The sequence below is a fragment of the Streptomyces sirii genome (assembly GCF_045690365.1).
GTDB classification, from domain to species: domain Bacteria; phylum Actinomycetota; class Actinomycetes; order Streptomycetales; family Streptomycetaceae; genus Streptomyces; species Streptomyces sirii.
The window spans coordinates 3,228,517-3,250,967 of sequence record NZ_CP147982.1 but is presented as its reverse complement, the minus strand read 5'-3'; the positions used below and the strand labels follow the sequence as shown (position 1 = coordinate 3,250,967).

The following is a 22,451-nucleotide window of genomic DNA, read 5'->3' as shown; positions in this document are numbered from 1 at the left end:
GGTGCCCCGGCTACGTCCGTCAGGCGCCCTGGGACAGTCCCGAATCGGTGGCCGCCCGCCGCAGAATGCGGGCGGCCACCGCCGGGGAGTCCACCAGCGGATGCAGCGCCAGCGCCCGCAGCGCCGCGCCGGCGTCCTTGCCCACCGCGGCCTGCACCGTCGCCCGCTCCACCGCCTTGACCTGAAGCATCAGCCCCAACTGGTCCTCGCGCAGCGGCGCGCAGGGCAGCGGGCGGGCGCCGCGGGCGGTCACCTCGCACACCGTCTCCACGATCGCGTCGGGCGCCAGCTGCGGCACCGTCGTCCCGTTGCGGACGTTGAGGATCAGCCGGGTCCCGCTGTCGCCCACGATGGCGTGCATCAGGGCCAGCGCCACCCGGTCGTAGCCACCGCCCTCCAGGTCGTGGCTGTCGCGCTGCCAGCCGCCACTGGCCTCCCGGCTGTGCGCCATATACGTCTCCTCGCGCTCCAGCCGCGTCCGCTCCCACAGCGCGTACACCGCCTCCGGCCCGCCCGCCGCGGCGGCCCGCTCGAAGAAGCCGCCCTGCTGCTGGTCGAGGAACTCGCCGCGGGTCTCGGGGGTGTCCCGCACCGAGGCGAGGGTCTCGCGGCGGAAGTAGTAGTAGTGCAGGTACTCGTTGGGGAGCGCGCCCAGGGTGCGCAGCCAGTCCGGGCCGAAGAGCCGGCCCTCCTCGAAGGAGCCCAGCGCCGCGTCGTCGGTGAGCAGCCCCGGCAGCAGCTCCTTGCCCTGAAGCGTCAACGACCGCAGCCAGCCGAGGTGGTTGAGCCCCACGTAGTCGTAGCCGACGTCGCCGTGCTCGAAGGCCGCCGGGTCCGCGCCGGCCGCCCGCGCCGCCCGGCGCACCAGCCCCACGGGTGAATCGCAGATCCCGATGACGCGGTCGCCCAGCACCTGCGACATCGCCTCGGTGACCATGCCCGCGGGGTTGGTGAAGTTGATGACCCAGGCGTCCGGGGCGAGCGCCGCGACCCGTTCGGCGATGTGCAGCGCCACCGGGATCGTCCGCAGGCCGTACAGGACGCCGCCCGCGCCGACCGTCTCCTGGCCGAGCACCCCCTCGGACAGCGGGATCCGCTCGTCGCGGATCCGGCCGGCGGTCCCGCCCACCCGTATCGCGGAGAAGACGAAGTCGGCGCCGGCCAGCGCGTCGTCCAGCCCCGTCGCGACCCGTACGGGTACCGGCGCCCGGTGCCCCCGCGCCAGCCGCGTCAACACCTCGGCGATCACCGCCACCCGGCGGGCGTCGGTGTCGTACAGCACCACTTCGGAGACGGATCCCGTCGCGTCGTCCAGCAGCGCGCGGTAGACCAGCGGCACCCGGAAACCGCCGCCGCCGAGAATCGTGAGCCTCATGAGGCGGAACGTACCGCAGCATCAGGCACACTGGCGGCACGTGCTGATAGGAGAAGGGGCGTGCACGGTGAGCAGCCGACGCGATGTCCATCCGCCCGCGGGCCCGGCCGAAGTGCCACCGGCCCTCGATCCGCTGGCCGAGGTGCGCGCCGAGGGCGATCCGCACACCGACGTCTACCTCACCGGCACGGTCTTCTTGGACATCATCTTCACCGGCCTGGACTCCGCACCGGTGCGCGGCACCGAGTCCTGGGCCCGCGGGATGGGCTCCAGCCCCGGCGGCGTCGCCAACATGGCCACCGCGCTGGCCCGGCTGGGGCTGCGCACGTCCCTCGCCGCGGCCTTCGGCGACGACAAGTACGGCGAGTACTGCTGGGAGGCGCTCGAACAGGGCGAGGGCATCGACCTGGCGCTGTCGCGCACGGTCCCCGGCTGGCACTCCCCGGTCACCGTCTCCATGGCGTACGAGGGCGAGCGCACGATGGTCTCGCACGGCCACGAGGCCCCGCCGCCGGACTTCGCCTTCGACGGCAAGCACGCGCCGGGCTGCCCGCCGCCCTCCCGCGCCTGCGTCGCCTCGCTCGTACCGGGCCGCCGGGAGGGCTGGCTGGGCTGCGCGGCGGGCCGCGGCAGCCGCATCTTCGCGGACGTGGGCTGGGACGACAGCGGCCGCTGGGACCCGGCCGACCTCACCGACCTCGAACACTGCGAGGCGTTCCTGCCCAACGCGGAGGAGGCGATGCGCTACACCCGCACGGACTGCCCGCGCGCGGCCGCCCGCAAGCTCGCCGACCTGGTCCCGCTCGCGGTCGTCACGCTGGGGTCGAAGGGGGCGTACGCGGTGGACGGGCGGACCGGCGAGAGCGCCGAGGTGCCCGCCATCGCCGTGGAGGCGCTGGATCCCACCGGCGCCGGCGACGTCTTCGTCGCGGGCTTCGTCACCGGCACGCTCGCCGACTGGCCGCTCGTCGACCGGCTGGCCTTCGCGGGGCTGAGCGCCGCGCTGTCGGTGCAGGAGTTCGGCGGTTCGCTCTCCGCGCCGGGCTGGGCGGAGATCGCGGCCTGGTGGCGGCAGGTGCGGGCCTACGAGACCGGCGGCAAGGGTGCGGCGGGCGCGCTGCGCCGGCAGTACGCCTTCCTCGACGAGGTGCTGCCCGCGGCCTACCGGCCCGCTCCGCTGGCCCGGGCCGTCCCCACGATCGGCTTCCGCCGCCCGGCCTGAGCTGCGCCGACGGCGGCCGGCACGCTCCGCCGGCTCGGGCGGGGGAAAAGCCCTCGGGCTTGTCAGTGCCCCGTCGTACTCTTGTAGCGCAAGGAGTCAGTGCAGGCAGGCACCTCTGAGGGCTCCTCCGATGAGCAAAGGATGGGGGTTGAGCAGGCCTCGAGCCGCCCTATGACCCAGACACCCACGCAACCGCAGGCGTCCGCCCATTTCACCGTCCCGGCCAAGCACCCGATGGTCACGGTCCTGGGATCCGGAGACTCGCTACTGCGCGTGATCGAGAAGTCCTTCCCGGCGACCGACATCCACGTCCGGGGCAACGAAGTCAGCGCGGTCGGCGACGCCCGGGAAGTCGCTCTCATCCAGCGCCTTTTCGACGAGATGATGCTGGTGCTCCGCACCGGACAACCGATGACGGAGGACGCGGTGGAACGCTCGATCGCCATGCTGCGCGCGGCGGAGGACGGCGAGGGCGCGGTGAGCGAGACGCCCGCCGAGGTGCTCACCCAGAACATCCTCTCCAACCGCGGGCGCACGATCCGGCCCAAGACCCTCAACCAGAAGCGCTATGTCGACGCCATCGACAAGCACACCGTCGTCTTCGGCATCGGCCCGGCCGGCACCGGCAAGACGTATCTGGCCATGGCCAAGGCCGTCCAGGCGCTCCAGGCCAAGCAGGTCAACCGCATCATCCTGACCCGCCCCGCGGTCGAGGCCGGCGAGCGGTTGGGCTTCCTGCCCGGCACCCTCTACGAGAAGATCGACCCGTATCTGCGGCCGCTCTACGACGCGCTGCACGACATGCTCGACCCCGACTCCATCCCCCGCCTGATGGCCGCGGGCACGATCGAGGTCGCGCCGCTGGCGTATATGCGCGGCCGGACGCTCAACGACGCGTTCATCATCCTCGACGAGGCGCAGAACACGAACCCCGAGCAGATGAAGATGTTCCTCACCCGCCTCGGATTCGACTCCAAGATCGTCATCACCGGCGATGTCACCCAGGTCGACCTTCCGGGCGGCACGAAGAGCGGTCTGCGCCAGGTCCGGGAGATCCTGGACGGCGTCGAAGACGTGCACTTCTCCCTGCTCACCAGCAAGGATGTGGTCCGGCACAAGCTGGTCGGCCGTATCGTCGACGCCTACGAGAAGTACGACAGCCGCAACGGCCAGTGAGCCGGACGCACCGAGCGAACGAGAAGTGAGAAGCAACGCCCTCATGTCCATCGACGTCAACAACGAGTCCGGCACGGACATCGACGAGCAGGCCATCCTGGACGTCGCCCGCTACGCCGTCGCCCGGATGCGCATCCACCCGCTCTCCGAGCTGTCCGTCATCGTGGTGGACGCCGAGGCCATGGAGCAGCTCCACATCCAGTGGATGGACCTGCCGGGCCCGACCGATGTCATGTCCTTCCCGATGGACGAGCTGCGTCCGCCGGCCAAGGACGACGAGGAGCCCCCGCAGGGGCTCCTCGGTGACATCGTGCTGTGCCCGGAGGTCGCCAAGAAGCAGGGGGAGGAGGCGCCGACCGGGCACAGCATGGACGAGGAGCTCCAGCTGCTGACCGTCCACGGCGTACTCCACCTCCTCGGCTACGACCACGAGGAGCCGGACGAGAAGGCCGAGATGTTCGGCCTGCAGGCGGCGATCGTCGATGGCTGGCGTGCCGAGCGGGGCCTGACCGGCCCCTCTCCCGCCCCCACCGTCACCTGACGGTGCCCGCGATGACCACCCAACTGATCGCGGTCGCGGTCCTGCTCGTCGTGATCGCCTGGCTCGCCGCCTGCGCGGAGGCCGGCCTGGCCCGTACCACCAGCTTCCGCGCCGAGGAGGCGGTCCGCTCCGGGCGCCGCGGCAGCGCCAAGCTCGCCCAGGTGGCCGCCGATCCCACCCGCTACCTCAATGTGGCGCTGCTGGTGCGGGTCGGCTGCGAGATGGCCGCCGGCGTCCTGGTCACCTACGCCTGCCTGCGCTCCTTCGAGGAGACCTGGCAGGCGCTGACCGTCGCCATCGGTGTGATGGTGCTGGTCTCCTACGTCGCCGTCGGCGTCTCGCCGCGGACGATCGGCCGCCAGCATCCGCTGAACACCGCCACGGCCGCCGCGTACGTCCTGCTGCCGCTGGCCCGCATCATGGGCCCCATCCCGCAGCTGCTGATCCTCATCGGCAACGCCCTGACCCCCGGCAAGGGCTTCCGCAAGGGCCCGTTCGCCTCCGAGGCGGAGCTGCGCTCCCTGGTCGACCTCGCCGAGAAGGAGTCGCTGATCGAGGACGAGGAGCGCCGGATGGTGCACTCCGTCTTCCAGCTGGGCGACACCCTCGTCCGCGAGGTGATGGTGCCGCGTACGGACCTGGTCGCCGTCGAGCGCTTCAAGACCATCCGCCAGGCGCTGACCCTCGCCCTGCGCTCGGGCTTCTCCCGGATCCCGGTGACCGGCGAGAACGAGGACGACATCGTCGGCGTGGTCTACCTCAAGGACCTCGCCCGGAAGGTCCACATCAGCCGCGACGCCGAGACCGAGCTGGTCTCCACGGCCATGCGGCCCGCCGTCTTCGTCCCCGACACCAAGAACGCCGGTGATCTGCTGCGGGAAATGCAGCAGGACCGCAATCATGTCGCGGTGGTCATCGACGAATACGGCGGCACCGCCGGAATCGTGACCATCGAGGACATCCTCGAGGAGATCGTCGGCGAGATCACCGATGAATACGACCGCGAATTGCCGCCGGTCGAGGATCTCGGTGACGGCCGCTATCGCGTCACCGCCCGCCTGGACATCGGCGACCTCGGTGAGCTCTACGGCCTGCCGGAGCTGGACGACGAGGACGTGGAGACCGTCGGCGGTCTGCTCGCCAAGCTCCTCGGCCGGGTCCCGATCGCCGGCGCCACCGCCGAGGTGGACCTCTCCGGCGCCGACGCCGATGCGGGGCTGACCGCGCTCCGACTGACCGCCGAGTCGCCGGCCGGCCGCCGCAACAAGATCATCACGGTGGTCTGCGAGCCGGTCCGCGCCAAGGTCGCGGGCGAGGCCGGGGAACTCTCCGGGTAATCCCCGGAGAATTCGGGAGAGTTCTCCGCCGTCGATGTGCAGAAATTTGCACACGTCGCTTGGGTGCAGAAAATTGCACATGGGCACTTATCTCCAGTGCACCAGAAATGTTCTGTAAGTCATCTCCGAGGGGGCTGGATTCTTCCCCGCGTGCCATGGAAGGATCTTCGGGCGGCCGCAGGAATGCGGCCGCCGTGCGTGAGAGAAATCGTCAGCGAAATCTTGCAGCGCAGGTTGCCCCGGCTACGGGGGTACCGGGGCAACCACCTTCTTCCCCCTCAGCCGCGGCGCGCCGTCCGCGCGGTCCGCAGTCCGGCCGCCACCAACAGGGCGACCACGGCGACCAGCGCCGCATCCAGGCCCAGCCCCAGCTCGATCCCGCCGAGGGTGGCGTCCGCGAAGCCGCCGCCCCCGTCCCGCAGCGCGGCGATACGGGCCGAGGCGACCGCGCTCAGCAGCGGAATGCCGACGGTCAGGCCCAACTGCTGGGAACTGGTGACCAGACCGGTCGCCAGACCCTGCTCGGTGTCCGGGACGCCGGAGGTGGCGGTCACGCCGTAGGAGACGATCGCCCACAGGTGACCGAGGCTGGCGAAGGTCACCCCGATCAGGGCCAGCCACATACCGCTGCCGGTGCCCAGGCCCAGCAGCGCGGCGGTGAAACCGGCCTGGAGCAGCAGCCCGGTCAGCAGCGTGCGGCGGGCGCCGAGCCGGCCGATGACCCGGGGCGCGAGGACGCCGGCGACCGCCGAGACCGCGCCCTGCACACCGAAGACCAGACCGGTCTGGAAGGCGGACAGCCGCAGCACCTCCTGCAGGTAGAGGGTGAGCAGGAAGATGACGGCGCTCATCATCGAGAAGGTCGTCAGACCCGCCAGATTGCCCCAGGCGACCGTGCGGCGGCGCAGCATCGGCAGTGACACCAGCGGCTGTGCGGCCCGCGACTCCACGACCACGAAGGCGGCCAGCAGCGCCACCCCCGCCACCAGCGTCACGATCACGTCCGGGTGGCCGAAGCCCCGCTGGGCGGCGGTGGACAGGGCGTAGATCAGCGACAGCAGTCCGCCGGTGACGGTGACCGCGCCGGGTACGTCGATCCGCGGCCGCGAGGGGTGCCGGGACTCGGTCAGCAGCGCCGGCGCCCCGGCCACTACCGCCACTCCGGCCGCGGCCAGCAGCCCCATCGTGGAGCGCCAGCCGAGGGCGTCCGTCATCATCCCGCCCAGCACCATGCCGATGGTGAAGCCCAGCGACATCAGCGTGCCGCTGATGCCCAGCGCCCGTTCGCGCTGCGGCCCCTCGGCGAAGGTGGTGGTCAGCAGCGACATCCCGGTGGGCACGATGATCGCCGCCCCCAGGCCCTGGAGCGCCCGCCCGCCCAGGAAGACCGCCGGGGACCACGCCAGCGCCGCCAGCACCGAGGCCGCGGTGAACACCGCGAGCCCGGTCAGGAACAGCCTGCGCCGCCCGAAGAGATCGGCGATCCGGCCGAACAGCAGCAGAAAGCCGCCCGAAGGCAGCGCGAACGCGGTGACCGCCCACTGCAGATCGGCCTGGCCCATGCCCAGGTCCTTGCCGAGCACGGGCAGCGCCACGTTCAGGATGGAGAAGTCCAGCGCGACGATGAACTGCGCGGCGCACAGCAGGAGCAGGACGAGCCGGTCGCGCGCGGTCAGCCGCGCACCGGCGGCAGCCGCGGCGCGGTCGGCGGCCCGGGCGGGGCCGGCCGCCGCGCCCGCCGGCTCGGTATCGGGGTCGAGAGAGGTGTCGGTTATCGGCATACGACGATCCTGCGGGCCCGGAATACGCCGTGGGGAGCGGGAACTTATCGTGGTGTCCGCACCACCAGCCACGCCGACAGGGGGAGAAACGTGGCCCCGAACACCGCCGCCCACGACACCTCGCGCCGACGCCAGGACCTGCGCGACTTCCTGATGAGCCGTCGCGCCCGGGTCACCCCGGCCGAGGCGGGCCTGCCCGCCGGCGGCCGCCGCCGTACGCCCGGACTGCGCCGCGAGGAGGTCGCCGTCCTCGCCGGGGTCGGCGCGTCCTGGTACCAGTGGCTGGAGCAGGGCCGCGACATCACCGTCTCGCCGCAGGTGCTGGACGCGGTCGCCCGGGTGCTGCGGCTCAGCGGCGTCGAGCGGCGGCATCTGTACGTACTGGCCGGGCTGAACCCGCCGCTGCGGCAGGACGCCGAGGAGCCGGCCATGACGGATGTCTGCGCCGGCCTGCAGCGGCTGATCGACGCCTGGATGCCCTTCCCGGCGCACATCATGGACCCGTACTGGAACACCATCGCCTACAACGAGGCGGCGCACCTGGTCATGGGCCACGGCCGCCCCGGCGTCTCCCCCAACTGCCTGATCGCGTTCTTCACCGACCCCGTGTACCGCGCGCGGGCCGCCAGCTGGAAGGCGAACGCGCCGCAGGTCGTCGCCCAGTACCGCGCCGCGTGCTCGGCGCGCCCCGACGACGAGGGCTTCGACGAGATCGTCCGCGAAACCTCCGCGCTCAGCACGGAGTTCTGCGAACTGTGGGCGCGCGGCGATGTGCAGGACGGCGGCCAGCTGCACAAGGAGATGGACCATCCGCTGGTCGGCGCCCTGCTGTTCGAGACCACCCAGCTGCGCATCCCGGTCCGGCCGGACCTGAACATCGTGCTGCACAACGCGCGCCCGGAGACGGACACCGCGGCGAAGCTGGAGTGGCTCACCTCGCCGGAGGGCAGGCGGGGCGGGATGTACTCGGTGGCGGGGTGATCCCCGTACGGCCGCCGGGACGTCGGCGCATATGCTCGCCCGTATGACCGAAGCCGCACCGCTGGACCCCGAAGACCGCAAGATCATCACGCTCGCGCGCTCGGCACGGGCGCGCAACGGCGTGCCCGAGGGCGCCGCCGTACGCGACGAGACCGGCCGCACCTACGTCGCCGGCACCGTCGCTCTGGACTCGCTGAAGCTCAGCGCGCTCCAGACGGCCGTCGCGATGGCCGTCGCCAGCGGGGCGACGTCCCTGGAGGCCGCGGCCGTGGTCACCGACGCCGAGGGCGCCGCCGACGCGGACCGTGCGGCCGTACGGGACCTCGGCGGCCCCGAGACGCCGGTCCTGGTCGCCGGCCCCGATGGCACCCTGCGCGTCGCGGTCCCGGCGGGCGAGTAGCACGCACCCGGCCGCGGGACGCGCGAGGGCGGGCCCGCCCGGGGGAGCCCGCCCGTATCCGCCGCGTGCCGCGGCCCCACGCCGCACTGATCATCGCCCGGCGTGGTCGGAGCGGCGCCGTGGATCGGGGAGAATGGGCGCCATGAGCGTTCGTACAGACTCCTCCGCCCCGCACCGCGCCGGCTTCGCCTGCTTCGTCGGCCGCCCCAACGCGGGCAAGTCCACCCTCACGAACGCTCTCGTCGGGACGAAGGTGGCGATCACCTCCAACCGCCCGCAGACCACCCGCCACACGGTGCGCGGCATCGTGCACCGCCCCGACGCCCAGCTGGTCCTCGTCGACACACCGGGTCTGCACAAGCCGCGCACGCTGCTCGGCGAGCGCCTCAACGACGTCGTCCGCACCACCTGGTCCGAGGTCGACGTGATCGGCTTCTGTCTGCCCGCCGACCAGAAGATCGGCCCCGGCGACCGCTATATCGCCGGTGAGCTGGCCGAGATCAAGAAGACCCCCAAGGTCGCCATCGTCACCAAGACCGACCTGGTCGACTCCAAGACGCTGGCCACCCAGCTGATCGCGATCGACCAGCTCGGCAAGGAGCTGGGCTTCGAGTGGGCCGAGATCATCCCGGTCTCGGCGGTGGGCGACACCCAGGTCTCCCTCCTCGCCGACCTCCTCGTCCCGCTGCTCCCCGAGGGCCCCGCGCTCTACCCGGAGGGCGACCTCACCGACGAGCCCGAGCAGGTCATGGTCGCCGAGCTGATCCGCGAGGCCGCGCTGGAGGGCGTACGCGACGAGCTGCCGCACTCGATCGCGGTGGTCGTCGAGGAGATGCTGCCGCGCGAGGACCGCCCCGCCGACAAGCCCCTGCTCGACATCCACGCCAACGTCTACATCGAGCGCCCCAGCCAGAAGGGCATCATCATCGGCCCCAAGGGCAAGCGCCTGAAGGAGGTCGGCACCAAGTCCCGCAAGCACATCGAGGCGTTGCTGGGCACGCCGGTCTTCCTCGATCTGCACGTCAAGGTGGCCAAGGACTGGCAGCGCGACCCCAAGCAGCTGCGCAAGCTGGGCTTCTGACAGCCCCGCGCCGAAGCCCCGCACCGCTTCTCGGCGGCCCTAGGCCACACCCCGGATCCGCCGCACCAGCAGCGCCCCCACCAGCCCGATCGCCGCCGCGACGCCGTACAGCGCCCGGTAGCCGCCGAGGTGGCCGACGATCGGCGCGGCCAGCGCCGGGGCGGCCACCTGCGGAAGCGAGTTGGCGATGTTGATGATGCCGAGGTCCTTGCCGCGGTGCGCCGCGGCCGGCAGCACCTCGGTCATCAGCGCGAGGTCGACGGACGTGAAGACGCCGAACCCCAGGCCCAGCAGCGCCGCGGCGCACACCGCGCCCGGCCACGTCTGCCATACGGCCAGCAGCCCGGTGGCCACCGTCATGATCACCCCGGCCCACAGCACGAACGGCTGCCGCCGTCCCGCCCGGTCCGACCAGATCCCGCCCACCACGACCGTGGCCAGCAGGGTGACGCCGTTGACGGCGGTCAGCACCAGCACCCCGCCGCCCGGGTCCGGCCGCCGCAGCACATCCCGCAGGTAGTACAGCAGGTACAGCAGCGCCAGCGCGTTGCCGAGGTTCACCAGGAACCGGGTCAGCCAGGCCCAGCCCAGGTCGGGATGGCGGCGCGGGCTGATCCAGAACCCGCCGAGGAACGCCCGCCAGGTCAGCGCCGGCCGCCGCGCCGCCGGCAGCACCGGATCGCGGTGCAGCAGCACATACGGCAGCGTTCCCAGCACCGCGAAACCGGCGCAGGCCAGATAGCCGCCGACCACCCCACCGCCGGCCGTCGCCAGCCCCGTCCCGGCCACCACGCCCAGAATCTGCGCGGCCCCCAGCCAGCCGCCCACCGCCCCCCGCTGCCGGTGCGGCACCCGGTCGGGCACCGCGGCGGTGATCGCCGCGAACGCCGCGTTCAAGGTGAGCTGCACCAGGCACCACCCCACCGCCATCGCCGGCACGCTCCGGGCCCCCGCCAGCAGCGCCAGGGCCGCGGCCCCGCCCGCGACCCCGGCGACGATCCACGGTGTGCGCCGCCCGAACCGTGACGTCGTACGGTCCGACAGCGCCCCGAACAGCGGGTTGGCGACCATCGAGACGGCGGCCCCGGCCCCCGCCACCCACGCCAGCACCGACTCCTTGGCCGTGCCCGCCGGCGCCAGCTCGGCCGCCTGCCGGGCGAGCAGGATCTGCAGCGGCCCGTACCACCCGACCCAGATGGCCCCGTTCGCCAGCGACAGCGACGCGGTCCAGCCGCGCCCCACCCGCTGCGACGGCTCCGCCGGCGCCCCCGAGGCCGCCGGTCGGCTCATCCCCGGTCCTGCCGGGCCTGCTCCCGCAGCACCTCCCGCAACCAGTGGTACGACGCCTTCGGCGTACGCCGCAGCGTCTCGTAGTCGACATGCACCAGCCCGAACCGCCGCGCGTACCCCTCGGCCCACTCGAAGTTGTCCAGCAGCGACCACACGAAGTACCCGCGGACGTCGACCCCGGCCGCCATGGCCGCGTGCAGCGCCCGCAGATGCCCGTCCAGGAAGGCGATCCGCTCGCTGTCCTCGATCCCTTCGTACGAGCAGCCGTTCTCGGTGATGACGACGGGCGGCAGCCGGTCCCCGTACCGCTCCCGGAAGGACACCAGCAGCTCGGTCAGCGCCGCCGGCACCACCGGCCAGCCGAAGTCGGTCCGGGGGTAGCCCTCGATCTCCCTGGGTGCGAAGGGGAGTTCGGCCGGTATCTCGATCCCGGCGAACTCGGCCGGTGCGCCGCCGCCCGCCTCCCGCGGGGCGCCCACCGACGTCGGCTGGTAGTAGTTGATCCCGTACCAGTCCAGCGGCTGCGCGATGATCTTCAGGTCCTCGGCGACCGGACCCGGCAGCATCCCCGCCAGGTCCCACTCCTCACCCGGATAGCGCCCCAGCAGCAGGGGCTCCGCGAAGAGCCGGTTGAGCAGCAGGTCGTAGAGTTCCGCGGCCGAGGTGTCCGCCTCGTCCCCGGAGGCCGCCCAGGTCGGACCGTGCGAGTTGGCGATGCCGATGCCGCCCGCTCCCCGGGCCCGCAGCGCCTGTACGGCCAGGCCGTGCCCCAGTAGCTGATGGTGCGCCGCCGGCAGCGCCTCGAACAGCAGCCGCCGCCCCGGCGCGTGCTGTCCCAGCCCGTAGCCCAGCAGCGTCAGTTCGGCGGGCTCGTTGAGCGTGATCCACCGCTCCACCCGGTCCCCGAGCCGCGCCGCCACCGCGTCCGCGTACGCCGCGAAGTGCTCGGCCGTCTCCCGTACGAGCCAGCCGCCGCGCTCCTCCAGGGCCTGCGGCGTGTCCCAGTGGAACAGTGTCGGCACCGGGGCGACGCCCGCCGCCAGCAGCTCGTCCACCAGCCGGTCGTAGAAGTCCAGCCCGGCCGCGTTGACCGCGCCGCCGCCGTCCGGCACCACCCGCGGCCAGGCCACCGAGAACCGGTACGCGCCGACTCCGAGGCCGCGCAGCAGCGCCACGTCCTCGCGGTAGCGGTGGTAGTGGTCGGTGGCCACCCGCGCGTCCGAGCCGTCCTTGATCCGCCCGGCCTGTGCCGCGAACACGTCCCAGGACGAGCGGCCCCGCCCCGCTTCCGCCACCGCGCCCTCGATCTGCGCGGCGGAGGTCGACACCCCCCACACGAAGTCCCGGGGAAAACGCGGCAGCGAGGCGTAGGAGACCGGCACCGTAGTCATGGCCGGATCTTCCTTACCGCCGGTAACAGTGTCAAGGGGGCGGCAGGGGCGGGCAGTTGGGGCACCAGGGATCTACGGTGCCGGCCACGGCGCCGCCCACGGCGACGCTCCCTACGACCCTTCCTTCATCACCCGCGTGATCAACGTCCGCTGCTCGGCCGTGAGGCGGGGATCGGAGCAGTACACGGTGTTGCCGTCGACGGTGATCTGGTAGCTGAAGCCGTCGGGGACGCCGACGGGGGGTTCGGTGTGGGCGGTGGCCACGGCCTGTTCGGCGAGGGTGTGCCAGTCGGCCGCGTCGGGGCGGTCCGCGGTGTCGACCTCGGCGCGGCGGTCGACGCCCGCGAAGCCGCCGGTGCGGTGGATATGAATGCGCATAACGGAATCCTCCGACGTCGTCGGACGCCTTGCGAGGGGCTCCTACCCCCTGGGGCCACGGTAATCGCGGGCGGGGCGGGAGCGCCTGTCGGACGCCCCCGCCCCGCCCGCGTCCCGCGTCCTACGCCGTGGGGACGCCAACCTTGTTCCAGGCCTCCTGTACGGCCTTGAGCTCCTTGCCCTCACCGAAGCGGGCCCGGGCGGCGGCGACGGTGAGCCGGGCGAAGTCGGCGAATTCGGCGTCCCTGGCGAGCTCGCCGCCGGTCAGCACGTCGTACCAGATCTGGCCCGCGCGCTCCCAGGCGTTGCCGCCGAGGGCGGTGGCGACCAGGTAGAACGCGTGGTTGGGGATGCCGGAGTTGATGTGTACACCGCCGTTGTCGTCGGTGGTGCGCACATAGCCGTCCATGGTGGCCGGCTGCGGGTCCTTGCCGAGGACGTCGTCGTCGTACGCCGTCCCAGGGGCCTTCATGGAGCGCAGGGCCGTGCCTTTGTCGACACCCGGGCCGAGCAGGTCGGCGCCGATCAGCCAGTCGGCCTGGTCGGCGGCCTGGCCGAGGGCGTACTGCTTGATCAGGGCGCCGAAGACATCGGAGACGGACTCGTTGAGGGCGCCGGACTGGCCCTGGTAGTCGAGGTTGGCGGTGTACTGGGTGACGCCGTGGGTCAGCTCGTGGCCGATCACGTCGACGGGGATGGTGAAGTCCACGAAGAGGTCGTTGTCGCCGTCACCGAAGACCATCCGCTCGCCGTCCCAGAAGGCGTTGTTGTACTTCTCGCCGTAGTGGACGGTCGCGTCGAGCGGCAGGCCGGCGCCGTCGATGGACTTGCGGCCGTAGATCTTGAGGTAGAGGTCGAAGGTGGCGCCGAGGCCGGCGTGGGCGCGGTTGACCGAGGCGTCCTGGGAGGGGCCGTCGGACTCCGCGTGCACCTTGGTGCCGGGCAGGTCCTCGCGGTGCTCCGCGTCATAGACGGTGCGGTGGGGCTTGTCCGCGGCCTCGCCGGGCTCGCCGGGGGTCAGGCCGCGGGCGGCCAGCTCGCGGCGCCGGGTCCGGCGCAGGTGGTCGTGCTCCAGGGTGCGGCGGGCGGGCTCGTGCCGGGCCGGGTCGTCGGACTGGGCCAGGGTGTCGAGGATGTGCGGCGGGATGATCGTGCAGAAGACGGGGGTGGAGGTGGCGGCCTTCTTGCTCGTCTCGTTGAGGTCCATGGACAAACGGTGGCACTGTGTAGTCCACGTGTCACTGGGCGCGGTCGAGATTCCTGAATATGTGTGGTTCGTCGCATTTAGGCCGTAACGCCCGACCCGGTCCCGCATACTGATACGCAACCGCCACTCAGGGCGTACCTCAGCTAGGGTGCTGTGCATCATGCGTTTCGGGCTGCTTCTCCTTAGCTGCCGCGGCGAGGGCCTGTAGTCGTAGGCCGACCCCCTCCCCGCGGAGTTCGGTGTTGCGATCTTTCGCCCCGTCGGCCGTGCCCCCAGCGGACATACGAGGAGCCCTACGCACCATGACGAATCCGTCGAGCCCCGCAGCCAACGCCGTCGGCCGCCGCACCCCGGTCACCAACGCCACGCGACTGCAGCGCCCCTCCGGGATGCCGATCCACAAATACGGCCCCTATGAAGCCGTCGACATCCCCGATCGCACGTGGCCGAACAATCGGATCACCGCCGCGCCCCGCTGGCTGTCGACCGACCTGCGCGACGGCAATCAGGCCCTGATCGACCCGATGTCGCCGGCCCGCAAGCGCGAGATGTTCGACCTGCTGGTACGCATGGGCTACAAGGAGATCGAGGTCGGCTTCCCGTCCTCCGGTGAGACCGACTTCGCGTTCGTGCGCTCCATCATCGAAGAGGGCGCCATCCCGGAGGACGTCACCATCTCCGTGCTGACGCAGGCCCGCGAGGAGCTGATCGAGCGGACCGTGGAGTCGCTGCGCGGTGCCCACCGCGCCACCGTCCACCTGTACAACGCGACCGCCCCGACCTTCCGCCGGGTCGTCTTCCGCGGCTCGAAGGAGCAGGTCAAGCAGATCGCGGTGGACGGTACGCGGCTGGTGATGGAGTACGCCGACAAGCTGCTGGGCGAGGAGACGGTCTTCGGCTACCAGTACTCGCCGGAGATCTTCACCGACACCGAGCTGGACTTCGCGCTGGAGGTCTGCGAGGGCGTCATGGACGTCTGGCAGCCGGAGGAGGGGCGCGAGATCATCCTCAACCTCCCCGCCACCGTGGAGCGTTCCACGCCGTCGACGCACGCCGACCGCTTCGAGTGGATGTCGCGCAACCTCTCCCGCCGCGAGCACATCTGCCTGTCCGTCCACCCCCACAACGACCGCGGTACGGCCGTGGCCGCCGCCGAGCTGGCGATCATGGCGGGCGCCGACCGCATCGAGGGCTGCCTGTTCGGCCAGGGCGAGCGCACCGGCAACGTCGACCTGGTGACGCTGGGCATGAACCTCTTCTCCCAGGGCGTCGACCCGCAGATCGACTTCTCGCAGATCGACGAGATCCGTCGCACCAGCGAGTACTGCAACCAGATGGAGATCCACCCGCGCCACCCCTACGCGGGCGACCTGGTCTACACCGCCTTCTCCGGCTCCCACCAGGACGCCATCAAGAAGGGCTTCGACGCCATGGAGGCCGAGGCGGCCGCCGCCGGCAAGACCGTGGACGAGATCGAGTGGGCGGTGCCGTACCTGCCCATCGACCCCAAGGACGTCGGCCGCTCCTACGAGGCCGTCATCCGGGTCAACTCCCAGTCCGGCAAGGGCGGTATCGCCTACGTCCTGAAGAACGACCACAAGCTGGACCTGCCGCGCCGGATGCAGATCGAGTTCTCCCGGATCATCCAGGAGAAGACCGACGCCGAGGGCGGCGAGGTCACCCCGGCCGCCATCTGGTCCGCCTTCCAGGACGAGTACCTGCCCAACCCCGAGAACCCGTGGGGCCGCATCCAGGTCAAGAACGGCCAGAGCACCACCGACCGCGACGGCGTCGACGCGCTCACCGTCGAGGCGGTCGTCGACGGCCGGGACAGCGTCCTGACGGGCTCCGGCAACGGTCCGATCTCCGCGTTCTTCGACGCCCTGCAGGGCATCGGCGTCGACGTACGCCTGCTGGACTACCAGGAGCACACGATGAGCGAGGGCGCCTCCGCACAGGCCGCCTCGTACATCGAGTGCGCGATCGGCGACAAGGTGCTGTGGGGCATCGGCATCGACCCGAACACCACGCGCGCCTCGCTCAAGGCGGTCGTCTCCGCGGTGAACCGCGCGGCCCGCTGACCTGGGCAGATCACCCCGGCGCCCCCATGGCTCCCACCGAGCCGCGGGGGCGCCGTCGTGCGCCCGGGCCACCTGAAGGTGGGGTTTGAAAACCCGGCTCGGTTACTCTGCGTAGTTTCCCGGTACGTTCGGTGGTGCGCGCTCGTCGGACCAGCGGCGGCGCGGACACCAAGGACGTGCACATGAGCAGATTACGCATGCCCGTCGTCACCCGGCTGGCGCTGGCCGGGGCCGCCGCCCTCGCGGTGGTGGGCTCCTCCCTCACCCCGTCCGGGGCGCCGGCCGCCGCGGCCGACCGTCCCACCTACGTCGCGCTCGGCGACTCCTACAGCGCGGGAGTGTTCGTCCGCCCCTGGGACGACGGCGACGGCTGCGGCCGCTCCTACCGCAACTACCCCCATCAGGTCGCCGAGCGGCTCGGCTACGAGCTGACCGACGTCACCTGCGGGGCCGCCGAGGTCGTCGAGGGGGTCCTGGAGCCCCAGCCCTCCGAGAAGGTCCTCGGCCCGCCGACGACCCCGCCACCGGGCGGCTGGGACGAAAAGCCCGCCCAGATCGACGCGCTGTCCGACGAGACCGACTACGTCACCGTCAGCATCGGCGGCAACTCCCTCGGCTTCGGGCCCATCATGACCAAGTGCCTGGAACTGGGCGCTTTCGCGCCGGTGTGGAAGCGCAAGCCCTGCACCGACTACTACTCCGACGGCGGTGGCGGGGCGGCCTGGCTGCGCGGGCGGTTCGACCGGCTCGACGACGACTTCGACCGGATGATGGCGCGGATCCGCGAGGCCGCGCCGCATGCGCGGATCGCCGTCGTCGGCTATCCGGCCGTCGTCGCGGACCCGTCCGGCTGCCGTTACGGGCACTGGAACCAGCTCGGCAGCATCAGAAAGGGCGATATGCCCTGGGTGGACGCGCTCGAACGCGACGTCAACGGCCTGCTGGAGAAGCAGGCCGCCGACCACGGCACGGCCTACGTCGACACCTACGGCCCCAGCGCGGCCCATGGCGTGTGCGAGAGCGGGGACGCGAAGTGGATGTACGGGATCAAGGACGACCTCACGGGCGACGGCGACCAGACCGACCCGCCCGCGGGCATGTGCCGCCAGATCCCCGGCTCCGGTGAGAGCTGCACCCTCATCCACCCCAACGCCCGTGGCCTGGACAATCAGGCGCGCGAGGTCGCCGAGGCGCTCAGGACGCCGACCTCCAGAGGCTGACGCGGCCCCGGCTCCTGGCCGCGTCAAGGCGCTCCGCCCTTCTCCCCCGGAAGGGCGGAGCCCGTCACCGTCCCGCCAGTTGTCCGATACGAGGTGCTGACGCCGCATCAATGATGTGGCTAACATCACGTCCAATAGGCGACGGGGCCGCAGCGGCATGGAGGCTGGCGTGATGCACAAGATGTGTGTGATGGGCGTGCGCACGTCCTGGCGTACCGTCGCCGACGGTGAGTTCTTCTGCCCGGACTGCGGCGGGGACCGCAACTACCTGCGCCGGACCGGCCAGCGCCGGCTGACCGTCCTCGGCGTCCCGGTGCTCTCCCGCGGCGCCACCGGCCCCGTCCTGGAGTGCTCCGCCTGCCACGGGCACTTCGGCCTGGACGCCCTGGACCACCCCACCACCGTGCGGTTCTCCGCGATGCTCCGGGACGCCGTCCACACCATCACCCTCGCCCTGCTGGCCGCCGGCGGTACGTCCTCCCGCGCCGTGCGGGCCACTGCCGTCGACACGGTCCGCGCGGCCGGCTTCGCGGACTGCTCCGAGGACCAGCTGCTCACCCTCCTCGCCGCCCTCGCCGCCGACACCGGCCTGCCCCCGAGATCGTCGGCCGCGCTCACCGGCGGCCACTGCGGCCACCACGGCCTCGACCCCTGCGGCACCGCGCTGGCCATAGAGCTCCATGAGTCACTGGAGCCGCTCGCCCCGCACCTCGCCCGCGCCGGCCGCGAATCGCTGCTCCTGCAGGGCGCCAGGATCGCCCTCGCCGACGGCTCCTACACCCCCGCCGAACGCGAGGCGCTGACCACGGTCGGCAGCGCGCTGATGCTCCGCCCCGGCGACACCGACCGCCTGCTGGCGGCCGCCCGTACGCCCTCCTGACGGCCGCCCCCCACGCCCCCCGACATGCGCGACGCCCCGCGCGGCCGACGCCCCCGCGGCAGCCCGAGGCCCACGCAGACCGACGCCCCGCCACCGAGAAGGTGGCGGGGCGTCGGCCGTGCGCGGACCGGTGTCAGACAGCGCCCGATATCAAGACGTGGCCGGCGCCAGACGGATCGGCAGGCTGCGCAGGCCGGTCGTGATGAACCCGGCCGACGGCTCCAACTCCTCCTCCGACACCGCCAGTTCGAGATCCGGGAACCGGTCGAAGAGCGCCGGAAGGGCGAGCCGCGTCTCCATCCGGGCCAGCGGGGCGCCCAGGCAGTGGTGGACACCGTGGCCGAAGCTGAGGTGCTCCACGTTCGGGCGCCGGACGGAGAACTCGCCCGCGGTGGGCCCGTGCTGCTCGGAGTCGCGGCCGGCCGCCACGAACGACGGCAGGATCGCGTCACCCTTGCGGATGGTGGGGCCGTCCGGGATCTCGATGTCCTCGACGGCGAAGCGCAGCGGCAGGTTGGCGACGCTGGGGGACCAGCGGAGGGTCTCCTCGATGACGTCGTTCCAGGAGGCCTGCCCGGCGCGCACCTGCTTGAGCTGCTCGGGGTGCGTGAGCAGGTTGTGCACCGCGTTGCCGATGAGGTTGACGGTGGTCTCGTGCCCGGCGACCAGGACGAGCAGCAGCGTGTCCAGCAGCTCCTGCTCGCTCATCTTCTGGCCGTCCTCGTCCCGCGAGGTGACCAGCAGGCTGGTCAGGTCCTCGGCGGGCTGCCGGCGCTTGAGCGCGACCAGGCCGCGCAGCAGCTCGTGGGTGGCCATCAGCGTCTTCCCGGCCTCTTCCGGGTCGACGCTGGTCATGATGATCTCGGCGAGCCGGGCCAGCTCCGTGCGGGTGTCGTCGCCCGGGATGCCGAACAGCTCGCAGATGACCTGCATGGGCAGCGGGTGCGCGAAGCCCGCGCGCAGGTCGGTGACCGCACCGGCCGGGGCCGCCGCGAGGTCCTCGATCAGGGCCGCGGTGATCCGCTCGACCGACGGCTGCATGGCCTCGGTGCGGCGGGCGGTGAAGGCCGGCGCGATGAGCTTGCGCAACCGCCGGTGGTCCTCGCCGTACGCGGTGAACATGTTGGTGACGCCGACCCAGGTCGCCAGCCAGCCGTCCTGGTACTCGCCGCGCTGCCAGGCGGGCCAGTGCTTGTTGGGATCCTTGGAGACGCGCGGATCGGTCAGCAGCTTCTTGATGAGGGCGTGGCTGGTGATCGACCAGGCCTCCGGGCCCTCGGGGATCTGGACGCGGGTGACGGGCCCTAGCCCACGGAGGCGCTCGGCCTCCGCGTAGACGTCGGATCCGGAGGGGTCGAGGGCGACGAGCTGTTGTCCCATGGGGTGGCTCCTGCCTGATCGGGGGTGATGGGAGTGAAGCGGGCCGGGAGAGCGGTCAGGGCCCGTTGGAAGGCGCCGGGGCGCCAGCTCAACTCCTCTACGGGAACGGCGAGTTCGATGTCGGAGAGCCAGGCGGTGAGACGTTCGATCGCGGTGGTGGCGATCACCAGCGCATGCCGCGGCACCGGGCAGGCATGGGGCCCGGACGCCCAGGTCAGATGCGCGCCGCTGCCCGAGCCGCTGTCCAGCGAGACCTCACCGAACTGCGTGTTGGCCGCCGCGTAGGAGACCAGCACCAGCTGCCCCTTGCGCACCCAGGTGCCGTGGAAGAACACATCCCGGCGGGCGTAGTGCGCGGAGTACTGGCCCATCGGCGGGTCGTTCCACAGCACCTGGTTGATGGCGTCCTGGACGGTCAGCGCGCCACCGGACAGGGTGCTGTAGTAGCGGTCGTCGGAGAGCATCCGCGACAGCGCGTTGGCGATGAGGTTGGCCAGCGGCTCGTTGCCCGCGGCCATCGTCACCACGATCTGCGCGACGACCTCCTCGTCGCTCAGGCCGTTGGGGTGGTCCAGGAACCAGGACGTGAGGTCCGCGCCGCGCTGCGCCTTCTTCCGGCCCACCAGCTCCATGATGTACGCCGAGAACGCCGCGTCGGCGGCCGCCGCCTCCTCCGGCGTGGCCCCGTCCATCAGCCCGCCGATGGCCGCGACCAGCTGGTCGCCGTACTCGTCCGGCATACCGAAGAGGTTGTTGAACATCAGCAGCGGCAGCTGCTGGGCGTAGGCGGACATGAGGTCCACCTCGCCCGTCGCGCCGAACTTCTGGATCAGGGAGTCCGCGGTCTTGCGAACCCTCGCCCGCAGCTCCTGCGGCTCGACGAGCCGGAAGCTGTCGGTGATCACCTGGCGGTAGCGGCGGTGCACGTCCCCGTCGTTGAACAGGGCGTTCGGCCGCCAGCCCAGCATCGGCATGACCGCCGTGTCGGGCGGCACCGTCTCCATCCAGGCCCGGGAGTCCTTGGACCAGGTGGCCTCGTCGTTCAGCAGCTCCAGCGCGGCCCGGTAGTCGGTGACCAGCATCGCGGTCACGCCGGTGGCGATCTCCACCGGAGCCAGGGCGCCGTACTGCCGCAGATAGGCGTAGTAACGGTGCGGGTCGGCGGCGAACTCCGGGTCGTAGAGCCTGACGAGCGAGTGGCCTTCGACCTGGTCCAGCGGATGGCCGCCCGGAGCGGGGGCGCCCTGGGCGAGGGCGTCCGCCGGCCCGGCGGCCACTCCACCCTGGGCATGGGCGGGGCAGCCGGGTGGTGGGGTGGCACCCGGCTCGTACGGGGAAGTCACGAGGTCTGGTTCTCCTGGGGCGTGTGGGCGAGAACGTGCCCGACGAGCGCGATCAGCGCATCGACGGACTGGTCCCGGTCGCGGGCGTCGCACATCACCAGCGGCGTATCGGGGTGCAGGTCGAGGGCTTCGCGGAGCTGCGGCACGTCGTAGTGCGGCGCGTCGGGGAAGGTGTTGACCGCGACCGCGTAGCGCAGCCCGGCCTCCTCGATGATGTCCATCACCTCGAAGGAGTCCGCGAGGCGGCGGGTGTCGGCGAGGACGAGCGCGCCCAGCGCGCCGCGTGCGATGTCCTGCCACAGCGGACGGAATCGTTTCTGTCCGGGGGTGCCGAACAGGTACAGCACCAGATCGCCGGGCAGCGTGAGCCGCCCGAAGTCGATGGCGACGGTGGTGGTGGTCTTCTCCCGTACACCGGCGAGGTTGTCGACGAACGCACCGGACTGCGTCATCACCTCTTCGGTGTGCAGCGGCGGGGTCTCCGACAGCGCGCGGATGAGCGTGGTCTTGCCGACCCCGAACGGCCCCGCGACCAGGAGCTTCACCAGGGTCTGGTCGGCTCCCGAGAGGTACATGCCGTCGGTGCCGGTGCCGTTGCTAGGACTTGAGAGAGCGGAGTCCATCGAGAACCCTCTCCAGGATCTGCCGGTCGAATTGCTCGGCTTCGGGGATGGGGACACGGGCCTGCAGCCGCCCGGCATCGACGAGATCGGCCACCAGCACCTTCACCACGCTGACGGGCAGCTGAAGGTGGGCGGCGACCTCCGCCAGAGACAGCGCCCCGGGCTGCAGCAGCTCCAGGATGCGGTGCTCTTCCGGGCGAACCTCACTGGTGATCGGCATCCCCGCGCTGTGCAGCAGGGTGAGCCGGTCCAACGTGTTACGGCTGGGCTGGGCACGTCCGCCGGTCGCAAGATAGGCCGGTACGAGGCGCCGTCCGCTGCTCTGGCGCGGCGTCATGCCGGCGTACCGAGGTCCCGAGCCGGGCTGTTCATGACCTTGCTGCCCAGGGTCGTGACCTGGATCTGCATGTGGTGCGCGACGACGCCCATGTTCACCTCCGGGCCGCAGAAGACGGCCAGGCAGGTGTTCTCGCCGGCCGGTATCGCGAAGACGAAGCCCTCGTCGGACTCGATGACGGTCTGCCGCAGCCTGGTGTCGTCCTTGCCGGCGAACGCCGCGGTGACGGCGCGCCCGGCGCCCTGCAGCGCGGACATCATCGCGGCGACACCCTCGGCGCAGTCCCGGGTCAGACCCGGAGAGGCGCCCTCGATGAAGCCGTCGCCGGAGATCACGGCTGCGTGGATAACATGCGGCAGCTCCAAGAGGGGGGCCAGCACCCAGGACTTGTCCTCGGTGACGCGGCGGCGGGTCGGGCTGTTCATGG

At 71.7% G+C, this 22,451-nt stretch carries 21 protein-coding genes; 10 read left to right on the top strand and 11 right to left on the bottom strand.

The genetic code is table 11. The features are described 5' to 3' along the window. Positions 1 to 19: 19 nt before the first annotated feature. Positions 20 to 1,375, bottom strand: a complete 1,356-nt coding sequence (locus tag WAB15_RS14700; protein ID WP_399147766.1) for a 6-phospho-beta-glucosidase — start codon at positions 1,373 to 1,375, stop codon at positions 20 to 22. 67 nt (positions 1,376 to 1,442) lie between these two features. Between WAB15_RS14700 and WAB15_RS14695 the strand changes: the two genes are divergently transcribed. The 4 genes from WAB15_RS14695 to WAB15_RS14680 all read left to right on the top strand — a co-directional run bounded on the left by WAB15_RS14695 (position 1,443) and on the right by WAB15_RS14680 (position 5,651). After that, a complete protein-coding gene (locus WAB15_RS14695) occupies positions 1,443 to 2,597 on the top strand; it encodes a carbohydrate kinase family protein (RefSeq protein WP_407286533.1) in 1,155 nt (384 codons plus the stop codon). 171 nt (positions 2,598 to 2,768) lie between these two features. Next, positions 2,769 to 3,773 carry a PhoH family protein gene (locus WAB15_RS14690; RefSeq protein WP_399147768.1) on the top strand — a complete coding sequence of 335 codons (1,005 nt, stop codon included), beginning with the start codon at positions 2,769 to 2,771 and terminating at the stop codon, positions 3,771 to 3,773. Positions 3,774 to 3,816: 43 nt separating this feature from the next. Continuing rightward, positions 3,817 to 4,314, top strand: coding sequence for an rRNA maturation RNase YbeY (ybeY, locus tag WAB15_RS14685; protein WP_399147769.1), 498 nt, complete (start codon positions 3,817 to 3,819; stop codon positions 4,312 to 4,314). 11 nt (positions 4,315 to 4,325) lie between these two features. Beyond that, positions 4,326 to 5,651: a hemolysin family protein gene (locus tag WAB15_RS14680; RefSeq protein WP_399147770.1), complete on the top strand. Its 1,326-nt coding sequence runs from the start codon at positions 4,326 to 4,328 to the stop codon at positions 5,649 to 5,651. Between the two features lie 278 nt (positions 5,652 to 5,929). Here WAB15_RS14680 and WAB15_RS14675 read toward each other — a convergent pair whose 3' ends face one another. Continuing rightward, the gene (locus tag WAB15_RS14675; protein ID WP_407286532.1) at positions 5,930 to 7,432 is read right to left on the bottom strand and encodes an MFS transporter; all 1,503 of its coding nucleotides are present in this window, start codon (positions 7,430 to 7,432) and stop codon (positions 5,930 to 5,932) included. Between the two features lie 90 nt (positions 7,433 to 7,522). Here WAB15_RS14675 and WAB15_RS14670 point away from each other — a divergent pair, with 90 nt between their 5' ends. The 3 genes from WAB15_RS14670 to era all read left to right on the top strand — a co-directional run bounded on the left by WAB15_RS14670 (position 7,523) and on the right by era (position 9,894). Further along, positions 7,523 to 8,413: a helix-turn-helix transcriptional regulator gene (locus WAB15_RS14670; protein WP_407286531.1), complete on the top strand. Its 891-nt coding sequence runs from the start codon at positions 7,523 to 7,525 to the stop codon at positions 8,411 to 8,413. 43 nt (positions 8,414 to 8,456) lie between these two features. Then, the gene (locus WAB15_RS14665) at positions 8,457 to 8,813 is read left to right on the top strand and encodes a cytidine deaminase (RefSeq protein WP_399147773.1); all 357 of its coding nucleotides are present in this window, start codon (positions 8,457 to 8,459) and stop codon (positions 8,811 to 8,813) included. Positions 8,814 to 8,955: 142 nt separating this feature from the next. Next, on the top strand, positions 8,956 to 9,894 hold the full coding sequence (gene era, locus WAB15_RS14660) for a GTPase Era (protein WP_407286530.1): 939 nt from the start codon (positions 8,956 to 8,958) through the stop codon (positions 9,892 to 9,894). 39 nt (positions 9,895 to 9,933) lie between these two features. Here era and WAB15_RS14655 read toward each other — a convergent pair whose 3' ends face one another. The 4 genes from WAB15_RS14655 to WAB15_RS14640 form a co-directional block, all read right to left on the bottom strand. Then, positions 9,934 to 11,184: an MFS transporter gene (locus tag WAB15_RS14655; RefSeq protein ID WP_407286529.1), complete on the bottom strand. Its 1,251-nt coding sequence runs from the start codon at positions 11,182 to 11,184 to the stop codon at positions 9,934 to 9,936. Next, complete coding sequence (locus WAB15_RS14650) at positions 11,181 to 12,575, bottom strand: GH1 family beta-glucosidase (RefSeq protein ID WP_407286528.1); 1,395 nt, start codon at positions 12,573 to 12,575, stop codon at positions 11,181 to 11,183. Before WAB15_RS14650 ends, WAB15_RS14655 begins: the two co-directional genes overlap by 4 nt. 111 nt (positions 12,576 to 12,686) lie before the next feature. Beyond that, on the bottom strand, positions 12,687 to 12,953 hold the full coding sequence (locus WAB15_RS14645; RefSeq protein ID WP_399147777.1) for a protealysin inhibitor emfourin: 267 nt from the start codon (positions 12,951 to 12,953) through the stop codon (positions 12,687 to 12,689). A 121-nt stretch (positions 12,954 to 13,074) separates the two neighbouring features. Then, complete coding sequence (locus WAB15_RS14640) at positions 13,075 to 14,160, bottom strand: M4 family metallopeptidase (protein ID WP_407286527.1); 1,086 nt, start codon at positions 14,158 to 14,160, stop codon at positions 13,075 to 13,077. A 302-nt stretch (positions 14,161 to 14,462) separates the two neighbouring features. Between WAB15_RS14640 and leuA the strand changes: the two genes are divergently transcribed. The 3 genes from leuA to WAB15_RS14625 all read left to right on the top strand — a co-directional run bounded on the left by leuA (position 14,463) and on the right by WAB15_RS14625 (position 18,341). Continuing rightward, complete coding sequence (gene leuA, locus WAB15_RS14635; RefSeq protein WP_399147779.1) at positions 14,463 to 16,241, top strand: 2-isopropylmalate synthase; 1,779 nt, start codon at positions 14,463 to 14,465, stop codon at positions 16,239 to 16,241. Between the two features lie 182 nt (positions 16,242 to 16,423). Continuing rightward, the gene (locus WAB15_RS14630; protein ID WP_407286526.1) at positions 16,424 to 17,461 is read left to right on the top strand and encodes an SGNH/GDSL hydrolase family protein; all 1,038 of its coding nucleotides are present in this window, start codon (positions 16,424 to 16,426) and stop codon (positions 17,459 to 17,461) included. Between the two features lie 172 nt (positions 17,462 to 17,633). After that, positions 17,634 to 18,341 carry a TerB family tellurite resistance protein gene (locus WAB15_RS14625; RefSeq protein ID WP_399147936.1) on the top strand — a complete coding sequence of 236 codons (708 nt, stop codon included), beginning with the start codon at positions 17,634 to 17,636 and terminating at the stop codon, positions 18,339 to 18,341. A 150-nt stretch (positions 18,342 to 18,491) separates the two neighbouring features. On the opposite strand, the gene WAB15_RS14620 is transcribed toward WAB15_RS14625, so the two are convergent. From WAB15_RS14620 to WAB15_RS14600, 5 genes are read right to left on the bottom strand one after another with little or no spacing between them, the layout of a single operon-like run. Next, positions 18,492 to 19,721, bottom strand: coding sequence for a cytochrome P450 (locus WAB15_RS14620; protein ID WP_399147781.1), 1,230 nt, complete (start codon positions 19,719 to 19,721; stop codon positions 18,492 to 18,494). Continuing rightward, positions 19,646 to 21,064: a cytochrome P450 gene (locus tag WAB15_RS14615; RefSeq protein ID WP_399147782.1), complete on the bottom strand. Its 1,419-nt coding sequence runs from the start codon at positions 21,062 to 21,064 to the stop codon at positions 19,646 to 19,648. Before WAB15_RS14615 ends, WAB15_RS14620 begins: the two co-directional genes overlap by 76 nt. Then, the gene (locus WAB15_RS14610; protein WP_399147783.1) at positions 21,061 to 21,687 is read right to left on the bottom strand and encodes a GTP-binding protein; all 627 of its coding nucleotides are present in this window, start codon (positions 21,685 to 21,687) and stop codon (positions 21,061 to 21,063) included. The genes WAB15_RS14615 and WAB15_RS14610 overlap by 4 nt, the downstream gene beginning before the upstream one ends. Beyond that, a complete protein-coding gene (locus tag WAB15_RS14605; protein WP_393486992.1) occupies positions 21,662 to 22,024 on the bottom strand; it encodes a DUF742 domain-containing protein in 363 nt (120 codons plus the stop codon). Before WAB15_RS14605 ends, WAB15_RS14610 begins: the two co-directional genes overlap by 26 nt. Continuing rightward, positions 22,021 to 22,449: a roadblock/LC7 domain-containing protein gene (locus tag WAB15_RS14600; RefSeq protein ID WP_393486993.1), complete on the bottom strand. Its 429-nt coding sequence runs from the start codon at positions 22,447 to 22,449 to the stop codon at positions 22,021 to 22,023. The genes WAB15_RS14605 and WAB15_RS14600 overlap by 4 nt, the downstream gene beginning before the upstream one ends. Positions 22,450 to 22,451: the final 2 nt, after the last annotated feature.

Excerpts from the sequence above, each read along its gene's own strand:
- WAB15_RS14700 (WP_399147766.1), bottom strand. The coding sequence starts at position 1,375 with ATGAGGCTCACGATTCTCGGCGGCGGCGGTTTCCGGGTGCCGCTGGTC.
- WAB15_RS14690 (WP_399147768.1), top strand. The coding sequence starts at position 2,769 with ATGACCCAGACACCCACGCAACCGCAGGCGTCCGCCCATTTCACCGTC.
- ybeY (WP_399147769.1), top strand. The coding sequence starts at position 3,817 with ATGTCCATCGACGTCAACAACGAGTCCGGCACGGACATCGACGAGCAG.
- WAB15_RS14680 (WP_399147770.1), top strand. The coding sequence starts at position 4,326 with ATGACCACCCAACTGATCGCGGTCGCGGTCCTGCTCGTCGTGATCGCC.
- WAB15_RS14675 (WP_407286532.1), bottom strand. The coding sequence starts at position 7,432 with ATGCCGATAACCGACACCTCTCTCGACCCCGATACCGAGCCGGCGGGC.
- WAB15_RS14665 (WP_399147773.1), top strand. The coding sequence starts at position 8,457 with ATGACCGAAGCCGCACCGCTGGACCCCGAAGACCGCAAGATCATCACG.
- era (WP_407286530.1), top strand. The coding sequence starts at position 8,956 with ATGAGCGTTCGTACAGACTCCTCCGCCCCGCACCGCGCCGGCTTCGCC.
- WAB15_RS14655 (WP_407286529.1), bottom strand. The coding sequence starts at position 11,184 with ATGAGCCGACCGGCGGCCTCGGGGGCGCCGGCGGAGCCGTCGCAGCGG.
- WAB15_RS14650 (WP_407286528.1), bottom strand. The coding sequence starts at position 12,575 with ATGACTACGGTGCCGGTCTCCTACGCCTCGCTGCCGCGTTTTCCCCGG.
- WAB15_RS14645 (WP_399147777.1), bottom strand. The coding sequence starts at position 12,953 with ATGCGCATTCATATCCACCGCACCGGCGGCTTCGCGGGCGTCGACCGC.
- WAB15_RS14640 (WP_407286527.1), bottom strand. The coding sequence starts at position 14,160 with ATGGACCTCAACGAGACGAGCAAGAAGGCCGCCACCTCCACCCCCGTC.
- leuA (WP_399147779.1), top strand. The coding sequence starts at position 14,463 with ATGACGAATCCGTCGAGCCCCGCAGCCAACGCCGTCGGCCGCCGCACC.
- WAB15_RS14630 (WP_407286526.1), top strand. The coding sequence starts at position 16,424 with ATGAGCAGATTACGCATGCCCGTCGTCACCCGGCTGGCGCTGGCCGGG.
- WAB15_RS14625 (WP_399147936.1), top strand. The coding sequence starts at position 17,634 with ATGCACAAGATGTGTGTGATGGGCGTGCGCACGTCCTGGCGTACCGTC.
- WAB15_RS14620 (WP_399147781.1), bottom strand. The coding sequence starts at position 19,721 with ATGGGACAACAGCTCGTCGCCCTCGACCCCTCCGGATCCGACGTCTAC.
- WAB15_RS14610 (WP_399147783.1), bottom strand. The coding sequence starts at position 21,687 with ATGGACTCCGCTCTCTCAAGTCCTAGCAACGGCACCGGCACCGACGGC.
- WAB15_RS14605 (WP_393486992.1), bottom strand. The coding sequence starts at position 22,024 with ATGACGCCGCGCCAGAGCAGCGGACGGCGCCTCGTACCGGCCTATCTT.
- WAB15_RS14600 (WP_393486993.1), bottom strand. The coding sequence starts at position 22,449 with ATGAACAGCCCGACCCGCCGCCGCGTCACCGAGGACAAGTCCTGGGTG.